Origin of the sequence: Candidatus Palauibacter sp. (assembly GCF_965222475.1) — a bacterium.
Classification (GTDB): domain Bacteria; phylum Gemmatimonadota; class Gemmatimonadetes; order Palauibacterales; family Palauibacteraceae; genus Palauibacter.
This window is the reverse complement of sequence record NZ_CBDCUB010000008.1, coordinates 713,226-728,555: the sequence shown is the minus strand read 5'-3', so window position 1 is coordinate 728,555 and position 15,330 is coordinate 713,226. Positions and strand designations below refer to the sequence as shown.

The 15,330-nt window shown below is 69.0% G+C and carries 10 protein-coding genes and 1 tRNA gene; 3 read left to right on the top strand and 8 right to left on the bottom strand.

What is annotated here, in order from left to right; translation table 11 throughout:
• The first annotated feature begins 137 nt into the window (after positions 1–137).
• Both ACOQPP_RS18625 and ACOQPP_RS18620 read left to right on the top strand, forming a co-directional pair.
• Positions 138–211 (top strand) — tRNA-Arg (locus ACOQPP_RS18625).
• Between the two features lie 47 nt (positions 212–258).
• Positions 259–717, top strand: coding sequence for a YbaN family protein (locus ACOQPP_RS18620; RefSeq protein ID WP_419167284.1), 459 nt, complete (start codon positions 259–261; stop codon positions 715–717).
• A gap of 15 nt (positions 718–732) precedes the next feature.
• Here the strand turns inward: ACOQPP_RS18620 and ACOQPP_RS18615 are convergent, their stop codons facing one another.
• From ACOQPP_RS18615 to ACOQPP_RS18590, 6 genes are all read right to left on the bottom strand, one after another.
• A complete protein-coding gene (locus ACOQPP_RS18615; RefSeq protein ID WP_419167285.1) occupies positions 733–1,530 on the bottom strand; it encodes a phospholipase D-like domain-containing protein in 798 nt (265 codons plus the stop codon).
• Between the two features lie 98 nt (positions 1,531–1,628).
• Positions 1,629–1,979: a DUF6197 family protein gene (locus ACOQPP_RS18610; RefSeq protein ID WP_420637391.1), complete on the bottom strand. Its 351-nt coding sequence runs from the start codon at positions 1,977–1,979 to the stop codon at positions 1,629–1,631.
• Between the two features lie 70 nt (positions 1,980–2,049).
• On the bottom strand, positions 2,050–2,505 hold the full coding sequence (locus ACOQPP_RS18605; protein WP_419167287.1) for a type II toxin-antitoxin system VapC family toxin: 456 nt from the start codon (positions 2,503–2,505) through the stop codon (positions 2,050–2,052).
• On the bottom strand, positions 2,502–2,738 hold the full coding sequence (locus ACOQPP_RS18600) for a FitA-like ribbon-helix-helix domain-containing protein (protein ID WP_419167288.1): 237 nt from the start codon (positions 2,736–2,738) through the stop codon (positions 2,502–2,504). Before ACOQPP_RS18600 ends, ACOQPP_RS18605 begins: the two co-directional genes overlap by 4 nt.
• 78 nt (positions 2,739–2,816) lie before the next feature.
• Entirely contained in the window at positions 2,817–4,193 is a 1,377-nt protein-coding gene (locus ACOQPP_RS18595; protein WP_420637143.1) for a pyridoxal-phosphate dependent enzyme, read from the bottom strand.
• Between the two features lie 5 nt (positions 4,194–4,198).
• On the bottom strand, positions 4,199–6,481 hold the full coding sequence (locus ACOQPP_RS18590) for a DUF5916 domain-containing protein (protein ID WP_420637142.1): 2,283 nt from the start codon (positions 6,479–6,481) through the stop codon (positions 4,199–4,201).
• Positions 6,482–6,813: 332 nt separating this feature from the next.
• Here ACOQPP_RS18590 and ACOQPP_RS18585 point away from each other — a divergent pair, with 332 nt between their 5' ends.
• Positions 6,814–10,731, top strand: coding sequence for an Ig-like domain-containing protein (locus tag ACOQPP_RS18585; protein WP_420637141.1), 3,918 nt, complete (start codon positions 6,814–6,816; stop codon positions 10,729–10,731).
• A gap of 30 nt (positions 10,732–10,761) precedes the next feature.
• Here ACOQPP_RS18585 and mmuM read toward each other — a convergent pair whose 3' ends face one another.
• Together mmuM and ACOQPP_RS18575 are read right to left on the bottom strand one after the other, a co-directional pair.
• Positions 10,762–11,724 (bottom strand): homocysteine S-methyltransferase, encoded by a 963-nt coding sequence (gene mmuM, locus ACOQPP_RS18580; RefSeq protein WP_419167293.1) that lies wholly within the window; start codon positions 11,722–11,724, stop codon positions 10,762–10,764.
• Between the two features lie 99 nt (positions 11,725–11,823).
• A complete protein-coding gene (locus ACOQPP_RS18575; protein WP_419167294.1) occupies positions 11,824–15,066 on the bottom strand; it encodes a WD40/YVTN/BNR-like repeat-containing protein in 3,243 nt (1,080 codons plus the stop codon).
• Positions 15,067–15,330 lie beyond the last annotated feature (264 nt).

The following is a 15,330-nucleotide window of genomic DNA, read 5'->3' as shown; positions in this document are numbered from 1 at the left end:
TTGGAATGCGTCCCCGAATCTAGCCCGGACCGGACGCCGGGTGCGACCCGGAGACGGCGACGGGGGGTACGACACGGATGCGGCGTTCGGTTGCATCGGACGCGGGCTGCGCCTACCGTTTTCGCCTCGCGCCGCCCGCGCCCGTAGCTCAATTGGATAGAGCGTCTGACTTCGGATCAGAAGGCTGGGGGTTCGAGTCCTCCCGGGCGCATGATCCGATGTCGGAACCATGTCGGACCACACGGAACCCGAGTAGACATGCCTCGCGGCCAGACCACGACCCAGTCGACGTCCGTACGCTGCCCGGTTGATCACAGGGCGGCGGAGCGCGCCGCGCGGGCGCTGCCGGGCCCGGTGCGCCGCGGCGTCTACCTGGGGATCGGGGCGCTCAGCGTGGGCGCGGGCATCTTCGGGATCGTCGTCCCGATCTGGCCCACGACGTGCTTTCTGCTCCTCGCCGCGTGGTGCTTCGCGCGCAGTTCCCCGCGCGCCGAGCGCTGGCTGTACGAGAACCGCGTGTTCGGACGCTATCTCGCCGCCTACCGGGAGCGCGGCGTGATCTCGACCCGCGTGCGGCGCGGCGCGACGATCTTCCTGTGGAGCGCGATCCTCGTCTCGGCCGTGCTCGCGGCCGGGCACCTCTGGCTTGTGGCCCTCCTGTTGCTGGTCGCCGCCGCAGTGACCGCCCACCTCTACTCCCTCCCGGGAGAAGGCTGAGGGCAGAGAGCGGCGTTACTTTAGGCCCCAAGTCTTCGTATCGGCGTAGTACGTCACCGCACCCTTCCTCTTCAGGTACTGTTGGGCATTACGCACACGGTGCTTCCAAGCCTTGCCGTAGTGCTCGCTGTTGATGACGAGTTCCTCGGAGTCGTCGCAAAGATCCGGTAGCAGCCGACTAACCTCCTCGTGGATCGCAGTTGTGGGTTGCGGCCCCCGCGCCAGCACGAAGCGAATCGCCTCGCCGAAGACCGAGTTCGCACTTCTGCTCCCTACCTGTGCCCCGACGAACCGAGGTCTGGCGCTGCGCATGATCGTCCTGAATCTCGCTCGCGGCCCAAGCTCCGCATCGTCGTCGGCCTTCTTTCTGGCTTGGCGGAGATCGGCCTCAAGGGATGCGAGCTCGCCAAGCGCACGCCGACTGACCTGATTCCCCAAGCGGACGAACGAGTTCATGTCGTTGCGAATCGTGCGCACTAGCAACGGTTCGCGGAGCATCACGCCATATTCGAGGTTCGTGTCGAGGCCCGCTTGAGTGAGGTTGCCGGACGTCACGATCGCCGCCTTCTCATCGGCTATGAAGACCTTCGCATGCAGGTTGGGAAGCGCGAACACCTGCGCCTTATCCGACAGCTCCGCAAAATGGACCAGGGCGGTTACGTCAAGCGCGGACGAAGCGACCGCGTCGGCCTTGATCGTGGTGAGTGTGACCAGTTCAACGTCCTCCGCAAGCTGGCGACGGAACCATACGGCGGCGGCATAGGTGATGAAGGGCACCGCAACCACCATGGATTGGCGGGCGCTTGTAGCCATATCCGCTAGCTCGGCACGCCAGCCCGGGCCCAAGAGTTGCGTCCGTTGGCTGGCCTCCCCCGTCCTCTCCGCCTCGGACCTCCCCCGGGTATCAGTCGTCACGGAGATGCCAAGAGCTTCCGACCCAACCCTTGCCGGATATCCCAACCGTTCGATGCATCCGCGACGGCCGCCATCACTGCCGCCACCTCGGCAGCGGTTCGGCCCTCGGTATCATTCCACTTCCCCGCGTCACCAACGTGGGCTTCCAACAGCATTTCCAAGAGCACGTTGCCGGGATACGGCCGTGTATCGTTGGCGGCCTGGAGCGCGCCCACAGCGCACCACCTGACAGCGGCCGGGTCTTCCGGATCACACGTGCACCAGTCGGCATCCGCAGCGACGTCGCCCTGAATCCAACCGCGCCGGACAAGTGCCGAGGCCCGCCGAAGGATTCGAGAAGCCTTCATGTATTCGTGCCTGCCCGCAGGCTCCATGGGACCTTCCGTGTGAAGTAACGGGCCGGGCTGATGAGAAACATTATCGTAATGGGCGCGTGGCGGCGCGCTCGCGTACGACCTGCGGGGGGGGCGGGGTGATGATCCGGCACGTGGGGCCGGCGGCCCGGGCGAGTCGCTGGTCGAGCGTGAGCAGCGGGCAGGAGAGCGCCTCCGCGAGCGCCACGTACCACCCGTCGTAGATCGTGAGGTTGTGACGCAGTTCCCACGCGCGATCGGCGAGAGGCTCGAAGGTGAACAACTCGATCTCGAGCGTAAGCAGATCGTGTCTGGCGAGATTGGCTTCCGAACTCTCGAGCCGTTCGGCAAGCTCCATCCGGCGAAGGACGTTGCTGGCCTCTGCAAGCACGATTTGTGGACCAGCCAATGAACCGCCCTCGTGAGTCGCCTCCGCCATGGCGGTCTCGGACCAAGTGCCGTGCGGCCCGAGGTGGGCGGCCGCTGCGGCGAGGACCGAGGCGTCAACGACGACCGTCACTTCCGGTCGGCGTCTCGCGCCTGCAGGATGCTCTCCGTGGTCACCCGATTCTTCGACAGCCGCTTGCGGGTGCGGACGTTCGCCAGCCATTCGTGAACGGTGGGTTTCGCCACCAGCCGCGTGAGTTCGCCGCGCAGGTACTGCTGCATGGATTGGCCGCGGGAGGCCGCGCGGACTCGCAACTGGTCACGCACTTCCTCGGAGACGCCTCGGATGGTGATTTGAACGCTCATGCCATTAGTGTGCCATCAATAGCAGCGTTTTGCAAGCAGAAACGTTCCCGCGGGAACGTCTCCGGGTTCGGGGACGCTCTACGCGCCGAGGGCCGCGATCAGATCCGAGCGGGTGAGGATGGCGAACGTGCCGTCTTCTCGCCGCACCAGCACGGCCGGCTGCTCTCCACGAAGACCGGGCGCGAACTCATGCACCGGACTCGAGGCGTCCACCACCGGGAAGGGCGGACCCATGAGGTCGCGCACGAGACGTCCCCGGGCGTCGGGATCTCCCATCAGGAAGCGGAGGATGTCCTGCTCGATCAGGCTGCCGACGACCTCGCCTCCCTCCATCACGGGCAACTGGGAGATCGCGTGTTCCCGCATGGACGCAATCGCGTCGTCGAGCGTCATGTCGGCCGGCGCCGACACGAGAGATCTCTTCGAGCGGCGTCCGACCACGGCTCCCGCCGTCAGGACTTCGTCCGCCTCGAGGAAGCCGTGCTCCTGCATCCAGACGTCGTTGTAGACCTTTCCGAGTGAGCGGTAGCCCCCGTCGGGCATGATGACGACCAGGACTGCGTCGTCATCGATCGCGGCGCGGTTCGCCTCCATCCACTGGAGGGCGCCGGCCATCGCCATCCCGCACGAGCCGCCGAGGAACATCCCCTCCTCCTGCGCGAGGCGCCGGGTCATGAGCATCGACTCCCGGTCCGTGACGCGCACGTAGTCATCCACGAGGTCGAAGTTCATGTTCCCGGCGAGGATGTCCTCCCCCACCCCTTCGGTCACGTAGGGCTGGATCTCGTCCTCGTCGAACTCCCCCGTGTGGAAGTACTTCCAGTAGACGGAGCCGTACGGATCCACGCCGATGATTCGCACGTCCGGGTTTCGTTCCTTGAGGTAGGCGGCCGAACCGGAAATCGTGCCGCCGGTGCCGGAGCCCACTAAGAGGTGCGTGATCCGCCCCTCCGTCCCCTCCCACAGTTCGGGGCCCGTCGTTTGCACATGGGCGACCGTGTTGGCGGGGTTGTCGTACTGGTTCAGATAGACGGAGTTGGGGGTCTCCTCCGCGAGCCGGCGCGCGACCTGGTAGTAGGAACGGGGGTCCTCGGCGGCGACCGCGGTCGGACAGACGATGACCTCGGCGCCCAGCGCCCGCAGGATCGCGATCTTCTCGGGGCTCTGCTTGTCGGTGGTCGTGAAGATGCACCGGTAGCCGCGGGCGATGGCGGCGAGCGCGAGCCCCACCCCCGTGTTTCCGCTCGTGCCCTCGATGATCGTGCCGCCGGGGGCGAGGGCGCCCCGCTCCTCGGCGTCCTCGAGCATCGAGATCCCGATCCGGTCCTTGACGGAGCCGCCGGGGTTGAAGAACTCGAGCTTCGCGAGGACGGTGCCGGGCAGGTGCGCCGCGAGACGGTTCACCCGCACCAGGGGCGTGCCGCCGATCGTGCCGAGGATGTCGTCGTGCCACATAGGAGCTACCCGCTCAGGTTGAACAGCCTGCTGTACTTGACCACGAGTTGGCGCTGCTTCGGCCCCGCCATGATTCCCGTGCGATCGAGCGAGCCGGTGTGACTCGTGTCGTTCCACACGATATACAACCCGGTGCCGGCCGTATCGAGCCACCCGAGCCGAACGTTGGTCCCGACGTCCTTCGTATCGCCGTTGTACTGGACGTTGGTCTGCAGGTACAGGCGGGGCGTGAACGAGTAGGACGCGTTGAACCGCGCGACGGCGGTCGTGAAGCCGCCCTGGTCGAGGCGGACGTCGAAGTAGTTCGCGTTGACGCTCGCCGTGAGCTTGTCGCGGTAGCGGTAGGTGACTGTCGCGTTCGGGCCGAAGCGGGTCCCGTTGTAGAACCCTCCCAGCCCCCATCCGACCGAGGCCGAGAGCGGGGCGCCCCGATTCGTGTTCGCCCTGAATTCCCAGTCGAGGTTGTGGTACGTGCCGGCCGGGATGATGATGTCCTCCCGGATCTCGAACGGTGCCTCGAGACCCTCGCCGGTGAGGTTGAAGCCGGGGAGCTGGAAGAACGCTCCGTTCTCGAAGGCGAAGTGGTTGTCGAAGTGAAAGAGGTACGACTCGTTGAAGCCGCCCAGCGTCCAGAACGCGTTCCCCGAGATGTGAGGTCGGAATTCGCGGAACCAGGGCACGCTCTCCGTGCGAAGATGGCGCAGAAAGCGGAAGTTCAGGTGGCGGTACCCGCGCCGGTTGACGAAGCCGACCTCCGGGTTGAAGGCGTCGCCGACCTGCCGGTACCCGGTCGTGACCTGCCAATCGCGCGTGACGTACCGCATCCCGCCGGCGAAGCCGTACTCGCCGCCGTTGAACCCCGACCCCGGCGCTTCCTCCCCGGTGGGGACCGGCGTGGTGGTGAGGCTCGCCCAGCCGTCGAACGTCAGCGCCTCCCCGATCCCGAGCCGGCCATCGATGCCGTACGTGAGGTTGTGGTCCTCCGAGTCGGCGGTGTTGAGACGCGACACGAAGATGGCGCCGAGCTGTGACCGGTTGCCGAACTCCCGGTACGCCCGCAGCACGCCGAAGTTGTTGGCCGGGGCGATCTGCTCGCTGAGCCCGGTCTCGTCGTTGAAGTGGAACGCCTCGTCGGTCTGGATGTTGAGCATGCCGATCTGGAAATCGCCGACCTTGCCCGTCATCCGGGCGCCCGCCTGGATCGGCACCTCGCGTCCACCCTGGAGACCGATGCGGCGGCTGAAGAAGAGTTCGGCCGAACGGCTCGCGCCGACCGCGAAGGTGCCGGCGTTCTCCAGGAAGAAGGCGCGCTTCTCGGGGAAGAAGAGGCTGAACCGCGTGAGGTTCACCTGCTGGTCGTCCACCTCCGCCTGCGCGAAGTCGGTGTTCACGGTGAGATCGAGCGTGAGGCTCTGATTGAGACCGATCTTGGCGTCGCCCCCGATCTGGCGGCCGAAGGTCACCGCCGGCGACGCGGCTCCGTAGTCCTTGAAGCCGTCCACGAGAGCGTACGGGCTGACCGTCACCGTCCGCCTGGCGGGGGCCTCCAACGCGAGGGTTCCGGCCAGGGAGATCCGGTACACGTCGAACTGCCTGGGCAGGCCCGCCCACGTCGACTGCTCGCTGTTGCGCCGGATCCTGCGCTCGAGATTCAGGCCCCAGTCCTGCGCTCCCCCGGCGCCATAGCGAAGCGTCGAGAAAGGGATCCTCATCTCGGCGTACCAGCCGCGATCATCCCTGGTCGTGGCTACGTCCCACGAGCCGTCCCAGTTGAGGTTGAAGCCGCCCGCCGAACCGCGCTGCTGGCGGCCACCGCCCCGACCGCCGCCCACACCCTCGCCGGTGACCTGGCCGTCGTACTCGATACCCGCCGGCGTCGTGCCGAAGACGAAACCGTTCTGCCGGTCCAGGTATGTGTCGAGGACGACGACGAAGGCGTCCGAGTCGTTGAGCGAGGCGTCGCGCAACGTCTGGCCCGTGACGATGCCCGACGGGTCTTCCTCGAAGAGCCATGCGCCGATGTACAGGGCCGCGTCGTCATGGCCGACACGGACCTCCGTCCGCTGCGACACCGGCTCGCCCTCCGAGGGCTCGCGCTGGGTGAAGCCCGCGAGGGGCTCGAGACCCGACCAGGCGTCGTCGTCGAGCCGGCCGTCGATGACGGGAGGCGCCGCGATCTCCGACGCCTGCGCCGTGGGTGGCTGCTGGTCGTCGGGTGACGGCTGCGCATGCAGGAGGGCAGGCGCCCCAAGCATGGTGATGACAGCGATGTACCCGACCGTGCGCATGCAGCCTCGATTGTTCCAGGAGTGGCGGCCCGCTGGCCGGGAGACGTTCAGGTGCAGCACACCCACGCCCACTGCGACATGTGATACGCACAATACGCTGGCAGGGTGGCAGGCGCCCGCGCCCGCAAGGCACACCTCGGCAGGACGGACGCACCGCAGGCAGACCACACCCGGGGCCGGGGCGGCGAATGATCCCCAAGCAACTGGATTGTCCGCCACGATACCGCGATCTTCACGGGTGGTGCCGTAGCCGTCTGATGTCCCCAGCCGCGTACCTTGGCCCGTGCCCGATACGCGCCGAGCCCACCGCGACGATCGGAGTGCGTGATCACATGCTCGCTCGCCGCCTGCTCCTCGCCCTTCTCACCGCCGCTGTCGCCGCCTGCGGCGACGAAATCTCCGGGCCTCGGGACCGCAATGAACCGCCGCAGCTCATCGCCATAATCTCCAACCAGCACGTGCCGGATTCGGTCACACTCCGGCTGTCGGCCTATTTCTCCGACCCGGACGGTGACCCCCTCACCTTCACAGCCGAGTCCTCGGACACCAGCGTGGCGAGTGCGGGTGTCGCGGGCGACTCGGTCTCGGTTCGGGCCATCGCACCCGGCATGGCCACGATCACGGTCACCGCCACCGATCCGGGCGGCCTCGCGGCCACGCAGGCCTTCGCGATCACCGTCCCGAACCGGCCGCCTCACGCGACCGACCCCCTGCCCCACATCGAGCTGCGGGTCGGCGACGAGGCCGCGGCCGACCTCTCCACCCACTTCGCGGATCCTGACGGGCAGCCCCTCGCCTTCACCGCCGAGTCCTCCGACGGCGCCGTGGCCGCCGTGGCCGTCTCGGGGCAGGAGATGACGCTGATAGCCATCGCGAGCGGCGCGGCGTCGATCACGGTCACCGCGACGGATCCGGGGGGCCTGACCGCCATGCAGACGTTCTCGGCGACTGTCCCCAACCGCGCGCCCGAGACCATCGGCACGATCCCCGACATCGGGTTGCAGGTGGGCGGGGAGGCGGTCGTCGACGCGTCCCGCCATTTCTCCGACCCGGACGGCGACCCGCTGGCCATTGCGGCCGAGTCCTCGGACACCAGCGTGGCGAGTGCGGGTGTCGCGGGCGACTCGGTCTCGGTTCGGGCCATCGCACCCGGCATGGCCACGATCACGGTCACCGCCACCGATCCGGGCGGCCTCGCGGCCACGCAGGCCTTCGCGATCACCGTCCCGAACCGGCCGCCTCACGCGACCGACCCCCTGCCCCACATCGAGCTGCGGGTCGGCGACGAGGCCGCGGCCGACCTCTCCACCCACTTCGCGGATCCTGACGGGCAGCCCCTCGCCTTCACCGCCGAGTCCTGCGACGGCGCCGTGGCCGCCGTGGCCGTCTCGGGGCAGGAGATGACGCTGATAGCCATCGCGAGCGGCGCGGCGTCGATCACGGTCACCGCGACGGATCCGGGGGGCCTGACCGCCATGCAGACGTTCTCGGTGACTGTCCCCAACCGCGCGCCCGTGAGGGCCGGCGCGATGCCCGACGTCGAGCTGCCCGTGGGCGAGGCGGCCGTCATCGACGCGGCCCGCCATTTCTCCGACCCGGACGGCGACTCGCTGGCCATTGCGGCCGAGTCCTCGGACACCAGCGTGGCGAGTGCGGGTATCGCGGGCGACTCGGTCTCGGTTCGGGCCATCGCACCCGGCATGGCCACGATCACGGTCACCGCCACCGATCCGGGCGGCCTCGCGGCCACGCAGGCCTTCGCGATCACCGTCCCGAACCGGCCGCCGCACGCGACCGACCCCCTGCCCCACATCGAGCTGCGGGTCGGCGACGAGGCCGCGGCCGACCTCTCCACCCACTTCGCGGATCCTGACGGGCAGCCCCTCGCCTTCACCGCCGAGTCCTCCGACGGCGCCGTGGCCGCCGTGGCCGTCTCGGGGCAGGAGATGACGCTGATAGCCATCGCGAGCGGCGCGGCGTCGATCACGGTCACCGCGACGGATCCGGGGGGCCTGACCGCCATGCAGACGTTCTCGGCGACTGTCCCCAACCGCGCGCCCGTGAGGGCCGGCGCGATGCCCGACGTCGAGCTGCCCGTGGGCGAGGCGGCCGTCATCGACGCGGCCCGCCATTTCTCCGACCCGGACGGCGACCCCCTCACCTTCACAGCCGAGTCCTCGGACACCAGCGTGGCGAGTGCGGGTATCGCGGGCGACTCGGTCTCGGTTCGGGCCATCGCACCCGGCATGGCCACGATCACGGTCACCGCCACCGATCCGGGCGGCCTCGCGGCCACGCAGGCCTTCGCGATCACCGTCCCGAACCGGCCGCCTCACGCGACCGACCCCCTGCCCCACATCGAGCTGCGGGTCGGCGACGAGGCCGCGGCCGACCTCTCCACCCACTTCGCGGATCCTGACGGGCAGCCCCTCGCCTTCACCGCCGAGTCCTCCGACGGCGCCGTGGCCGCCGTGGCCGTCTCGGGGCAGGAGATGACGCTGATAGCCATCGCGAGCGGCGCGGCGTCGATCACGGTCACCGCGACGGATCCGGGGGGCCTGACCGCCATGCAGACGTTCTCGGCGACTGTCCCCAACCGCGCGCCCGTGAGGGCCGGCGCGATGCCCGACGTCGAGCTGCCCGTGGGCGAGGCGGCCGTCATCGACGCGGCCCGCCATTTCTCCGACCCGGACGGCGACCCCCTCACCTTCACAGCCGAGTCCTCGGACACCAGCGTGGCGAGTGCGGGTATCGCGGGCGACTCGGTCTCGGTTCGGGCCATCGCACCCGGCATGGCCACGATCACGGTCACCGCCACCGATCCGGGCGGCCTCGCGGCCACGCAGGCCTTCGCGATCACCGTCCCGAACCGGCCGCCTCACGCGACCGACCCCCTGCCCCACATCGAGCTGCGGGTCGGCGACGAGGCCGCGGCCGACCTCTCCACCCACTTCGCGGATCCTGACGGGCAGCCCCTCGCCTTCACCGCCGAGTCCTCCGACGGCGCCGTGGCCGCCGTGGCCGTCTCGGGGCAGGAGATGACGCTGATAGCCATCGCGAGCGGCGCGGCGTCGATCACGGTCACCGCGACGGATCCGGGGGGCCTGACCGCCATGCAGACGTTCTCGGTGACTGTCCTCAACCCGAGGCCTCCGAACCGCGCGCCCGAGACCATCGGCACGATCCCCGACATCGGGTTGCGGGTGGGCGGGGAGGCGGTCGTCGACGCGTCCCGCTACTTCTCCGACCCGGACGGCGACCCGCTGGCCATTGCGGCCGAGTCCTCGGACGGCTCCCGCGCCGTGCCGGTGACTTCAGGTCATGAGGTGAGGGTCAGGGCCCTGGCGCAGGGTACCGTGACCATCACGGTGACGGCGAGCGACCCCGGCGGCCTTTCCGCCACACAGACCTTCACCGTGGCGGTGAGCGGCCGGGGTGGCGGCGACGGCTTCAGTATCTCGCTCCACTTCACCGACGCCGTCCCCGCAGCCTACCGTCCGACGCTCGAGTCCGCCGCCGGTCACCTGATGGCGATCCTGTCCGGCACGGAATGGGACGATGTCGCGATCAACGGCACGAGACAGTGCTTCGGCGAAGTCGCGCTCGGGACGGTGGACGACGTCGCCATCCGGGTCGACGCGGTGGACCTGGACGGCGACCTGGGGGTCGTGGCGCGCGCGGGGGCCTGCATAGAGCGCACGGATTCGGCGCCCGTCCTCGGAAGCATCAGGTTGGACCAGGCGGACCTCGCCGTCCTGGAACAGTACAACGACCTGTTCGAGGTCATGGTGCACGAGATCATCCACGTTCTGGGTTTCGGTCCCCGCTGGGTGTCGCTGGGACTGCTCGATCAGGACTCCGATCCCGTGTTCGACCCCCACTTCACAGGCCCGCGGGCGATCGCCGCTTTCAACGCCGCGGGCGGAGCCGATTACACCGGAGAGAAGGTCCCCATCGAACCGGGCCAGGGCCACTGGCGCGCGTCCGTGTTCGGAATGGAGCTGATGTCGTCGTTCCTGTACGTCAATCGACGCGAGCCGCTGAGCGCCATCACTCTGGAGGCGCTCGTCGACATGGGCTACGCCGTCAATCTCTCCTACGCCGAGCCCTTCCAGCTTCCGAGTGCGGATCGCATGGCGGCCGAGGCCGGGCGGGGGACCGCAGTAGAGGCCCGGGACGAAGTCGATCGCAGGCCGGTCGTCGTGGTGGACCGCGACGGGAGGACGGTGCGGGTCATTCCGCCGTGGTGAGCGGCATGGGGAAGCTCGCGATGCAGTCCCCTATCTCTCCGGTGTGACGGCCGGCTGCGAAGATACCGTCCCTTCGCGGATCGCGGTGATTTCGGCCGGCCCCACGCGGCAGCAGCCGCCGATGCCGTCGGCCCCCGCGCTCCGCCACTCGGCGGCCCTCCGCGCCCAGTCGACGGGGCTCGCCGAGCCGGTCCAGCGCTTCGCCCCGGGGTCCCAGGTCTCCCCGGAGTTGGGGTAGACGAGGATCGGCTTCGGGGTCGCGCGGCGCGCCGCCCCGATCAGGGAGGCGGTGAAGCCTGGATCCGTACAGTTCACGCCCACGGCGACGACGTGGGGTTCCTCGTCGCACAGCGAGACGGCGGTCTCGAGCGGAGTCCCGTCCGCGAGGTGCGCGCCGTCGCGACACTGGAAGCTGATCCAGGTCGGCCGGTGGGCGACGGCCGCGAGCCGGCAGTAGGCTTGGGTTTCCTCCAGCGAGGGGGTGGTCTCGCACGCCAGGAGGTCGGCCTCCGTCTCGGCGAGGACCTCCCAGCGCGGGGCGTGGAAGTCGTAGAGTTCGGCTGCGGAGAGCCCGTAGTCGCCCCGGTACTCCGAGCCGTCGGCGAGGAAGGCGCCGTACGGACCCACGCTCGCGGCCACGAGGGGGCGGAGTCTGCCGCCCGGCATCGAGAGGTCGGACAGGAAGTCGTCGCGCGCCGAGACGGCCACCTCGACCGCCGCGCGCAGCAGCCGGGCCGTCTCCCGCGCGTCGAGGCCGCGGGCCGCGAAGCCCTCGAAGGTCGCCTGGTAGGTCGCGGTGGCGATGCAGTCGGCCCCGGCCTCCAGGAAGCGGCGGTGGGCGGTGCGGACCGCCTCGCGATCGCCGAGGAGGGCTCGGGCGGACCACAGTGGGTCGTTCAGGTCGCAGCCCAGCGCCTCGAGTTCCGTCGCGAGACCCCCATCGAGGACGAGGAATCCCTGGCTCTCGAGGAAGGCCCGGATGGGGTCGGTCAAGGGCTCTCGGCGCGGAGCAGGAGCGAGAAGCCCTCAAATGCCGGCGCCCCCGCCGTCAGGCGGATGCCCACGGCCCGGCATCGTCTATCGTGGATGGTCCTACTCCGTGGTGATGACGCGCCCCACCTTCTGCTGGAGCATCCGGTTGAACTCGGCCAACTCGTCCGTGAGCACCTCCTGCAGCCGGATTTCCACCTCGTCGACCTGATCGCTCAGGATCTCCGCCACCTCGGCGTGCTGGTCGGTGGGGGGGAAGTCCGCGCTCCCCACCGCACCCTGGAGGTACGACAGACGACCGCTGACCATCGCCGGCCAGCGCACCCCGTCGGGTCCCGTGTTCTTCACCTGTACGAGTTCGCTCTCCACCTCGATGAGCAGGTCGTTGAGCGCCTCACCCGCCTCGATGACGTCCTCGGCGTCGCCCGCCTCCTCGAGCACGGGGCGCAGGTCCTGTATCTGGCGCCGCAGCAGTTCGATCTGGTTGACGACATCGGCGAGCCGGTTCCGGTCGGCGACGATCTCGTCGAGCAGCGCTTTCTGGGCCAGGATGTCCGCCATGGACCCCTCGGAGCCGGGATCCCGGAGGACGGTGAGCTCCTGCGTCCCCATGTCTTCGCCATCCACGACGAGCGTGACCGTGTACGTGCCCGGGGGCTGTCTCGGGCCGCCGCCGCCGCCGAAGAAGCCGCCCCCGCCCTGCCGGGAGACCTCGGGCATGGGCATCCAGTCCGCGAACTGCGGCTTGGTGCGGTAGAGGATCGGATTCGCGTCCGGTCCCCGGAAGTTCCACCACACGCGGTTGAAGCCGTCGTGATTCGCGCCGTCGAGCGTGGCCAGCGTCTCGTCGTCGGAGTTCTCGACCCGGACCTGGACTTCGCCGTCCCCACCGTCCGCGAGCCAGTAGTTGATCGAGGCTCCGTTGGGCGGGTTCTCGCCCACGGACCAGTCCTCGAACATCACCATGGGCTCGACGATGTCGTTGAAGCGGTACGCGTCGCGGGGCTCGAACAGGTGCGCGTCGGAGGCCGCGATCTCGGGTGTGAGCTGCTGCACCGGGCCCAGGTCGTCGAGGATCCAGTAGCCGCGGCCGTAGGTCCCCGCCACGAAGTCGTTGAAGTGCTCCTGGATGATGAGCCCGTAATACGGCGTCGGCGGGAGGTTCGGCATGAACAGCTGCCAGCTCTCCCCGTCGTCGTAGCTGATGTAGACGTTGGTCTCCGTGCCGAGGTAGAGGAGTCCCGGCCGCACCGGGTCCTCGAGCAGGTAGCGCGTGTAGTCGACCGGATAGTTGTCGACCCCGTCCGTGATCCGGGTCCACGTCTCCCCGAAGTCGTCGGTCTTGTAGGCGCGCGCCTCGAAGTCGCCGACCTGGTGGTGTTCGATCGCGATGTAGGCCTTCGCCACATCGTAGCGGGAGGCGTCGATGCTCCGCACCACCCCGTCGGGCGGGAGGTCGGGGATGTTGGCCGTGACGTCGGTCCACGTCGCGCCGTCGTCCCGACTCAGCTGCACGAGGCCGTCGTTCGTGCCGGCCCAGAACACGCCCTGCTGGAGCGGCGACTCGTCGAAGGCGTAGATCACGCAGCAGAACTCGACCCCGATGTTGTCCGGGGTGAGGCCGCCGGAGATCCCCATCCGCGACCGGTCGTTCGTGGAGAGATCGGGGCTGATCACCTCCCAGCTCTGGCCCCGGTTGCGCGTGCGGTGCACGTGCTGGCTCGTGACGAAGATGGTCTCGTTGTCGTGCGGCGAGATGAGCAGCGGGAAGGTCCACTGGAAACGGTAGCGCACGTCGCCCGCGGGATATCCCCCCGTGGACTCGGGCCACACCTCGACGTCGCGGAACTGGCCGCGCGCCATGTCGTGTCGCACGACGATGCCGCCGCGCGCGCCCGCTCCGGAGGCGCTCGACCACACGATGTTCGGGTCGGTGGGATCGGGGGTCGCGAACCCGCTCTCGCCCCCGCCCACGGTCGTCCAGTCACCGCGCGGGATGAGCCCGCGCGCCCAGAATCCCGTGTAGCGCGTGTTCGACGGGCCGTGGAAGGAAGGCCCGTCCTGCCGGTTCCCCATCACGTTGTACGGAATCGCGTTGTCCACCGTGACGTGGTACATCTGCGCGATCGGAAGCTGCATGCGGGACCAGGACTTCATCCGGTTCTCGGTGATCCCGACGCCGCTGTCGCCGCCGATGAAGACGCGGTCCGCGTCGGTCGGATCGACCCAGATGTCGTGCAGGTCCCAGCCCGGGGCGGCCGGATCACCGCCCGGCGGACCGCCGCCCAGAAAGTTGTAGCTGGTGTAGGTCTCGCCACCGTTGCGGCTCACGCTGAAGCTCGAGGAGAGGAAGTAGATCTCGTCCCGGTCGTCGGAGGCCACGCCGCAGCGCGTGTAGTACGCCTGCCGGCTCGCGAGGTTGTGACTGTAGTTCACGAGACGCCACGCGCCGCCGCCGTCGTCGCTGCTCCACAGCTCTCCGGTGTCGGCCTCGTAGCCTTCCATCGGTACGCCGTCGCTCGTCTCGATGAGGGCGTAGACGCGGTCGGAGTCCGAGGCGGACATGCAGACGGCGATCTTTCCGAGCGTGCCGGTGGGGAGCCCGTTCCCCTCGAGTTCCGTCCAGCTGTCGCCGCCGTCCATGGTCAGGTGGAGCCCGCTGCCCGGGCCCCCGCTGTCGCGCTTCCACGTCTTGAGATCGATGTCCCACATGGTCGCGAAGATCTTCCGCGGATTCCCGGGATCCATGACCATGTCGTAGGCGCCGGTCCCGCGGTCGACGAACAGGACCTTCTCCCACGAGGCGCCGCCGTCCATCGTCCGGTACACCCCGCGCTCGTCGGACTCCGCGTAGGCGTGGCCGAGCGCCGCGACGTACACGATGTCGGCGTCCCGGGGGTGGATGAGGATCCGCCCCACGCGGCCGGTGCCCTCGAGCCCCATGTGGCTCCAGCTCTCGCCGCCGTCGGTCGACTTCCAGACGCCGTTTCCGATCGAGACGTTGGAGCGGATCGAGGTCTCCCCGGTCCCCGCCCAGACGATCGCGTGGTCGCTCGGGGCCACGGCCAGGGCGCCGATGGCGTGCACCGGCTGGTCATCGAACACGGGCCGCCAGTGGAGGCCGGCGTCGTCGGTCTTCCAGATCCCCCCGGTCGCGGCGCCGGCGAAGTACGTGTTGCGGTCGCCGGGGACGCCGGCCACGGAGGAGACGCGGTTGCCGACGGGTCCGATGTGGCGGGCCCGGAGCCCCTCGTACTGTTCCGGCGCGAGCTGCTGCGCTCCCAGTGGCGCGGCCGCCCCGAGCGCGAGGGCGAGACTGAGGGAAGAAAGGCGAACGTGGTTCATGGCCAGGTCCTTATTGAAGCGGATCGTTGCCTCCGGTCGGGGCAACGTGCGGCCGTGGAGCGATACGGGCCAGAGCCAGTCCTGTCCAACGACACGTGAGCCTCTCGGCTTAGCTGGTCTTCAGGCGGGACTCAGTAGGCGGGCTGCTGCTGGACGGAGGCATGAGGCTCGCACCTGCCATGACGCGACGGCCCGACCGAGACCCGCAGGGCCCGCAGCCACAGTGGACGAATCCCGGGCCGATGCTCGGCCGAGTACGCCTCG

What these genes read in the sequence shown, in the direction of transcription:
- ACOQPP_RS18585 (WP_420637141.1), top strand. Translation starts at nt 6,814, where the DNA reads ATGCTCGCTCGCCGCCTGCTCCTCGCCCTTCTCACCGCCGCTGTCGCC.
- ACOQPP_RS18615 (WP_419167285.1), bottom strand. Translation starts at nt 1,530, where the DNA reads ATGGCTACAAGCGCCCGCCAATCCATGGTGGTTGCGGTGCCCTTCATC.
- ACOQPP_RS18620 (WP_419167284.1), top strand. Translation starts at nt 259, where the DNA reads ATGCCTCGCGGCCAGACCACGACCCAGTCGACGTCCGTACGCTGCCCG.
- ACOQPP_RS18610 (WP_420637391.1), bottom strand. Translation starts at nt 1,979, where the DNA reads ATGAAGGCTTCTCGAATCCTTCGGCGGGCCTCGGCACTTGTCCGGCGC.
- ACOQPP_RS18600 (WP_419167288.1), bottom strand. Translation starts at nt 2,738, where the DNA reads ATGAGCGTTCAAATCACCATCCGAGGCGTCTCCGAGGAAGTGCGTGAC.
- ACOQPP_RS18590 (WP_420637142.1), bottom strand. Translation starts at nt 6,481, where the DNA reads ATGCGCACGGTCGGGTACATCGCTGTCATCACCATGCTTGGGGCGCCT.
- ACOQPP_RS18595 (WP_420637143.1), bottom strand. Translation starts at nt 4,193, where the DNA reads ATGTGGCACGACGACATCCTCGGCACGATCGGCGGCACGCCCCTGGTG.
- ACOQPP_RS18575 (WP_419167294.1), bottom strand. Translation starts at nt 15,066, where the DNA reads ATGAACCACGTTCGCCTTTCTTCCCTCAGTCTCGCCCTCGCGCTCGGG.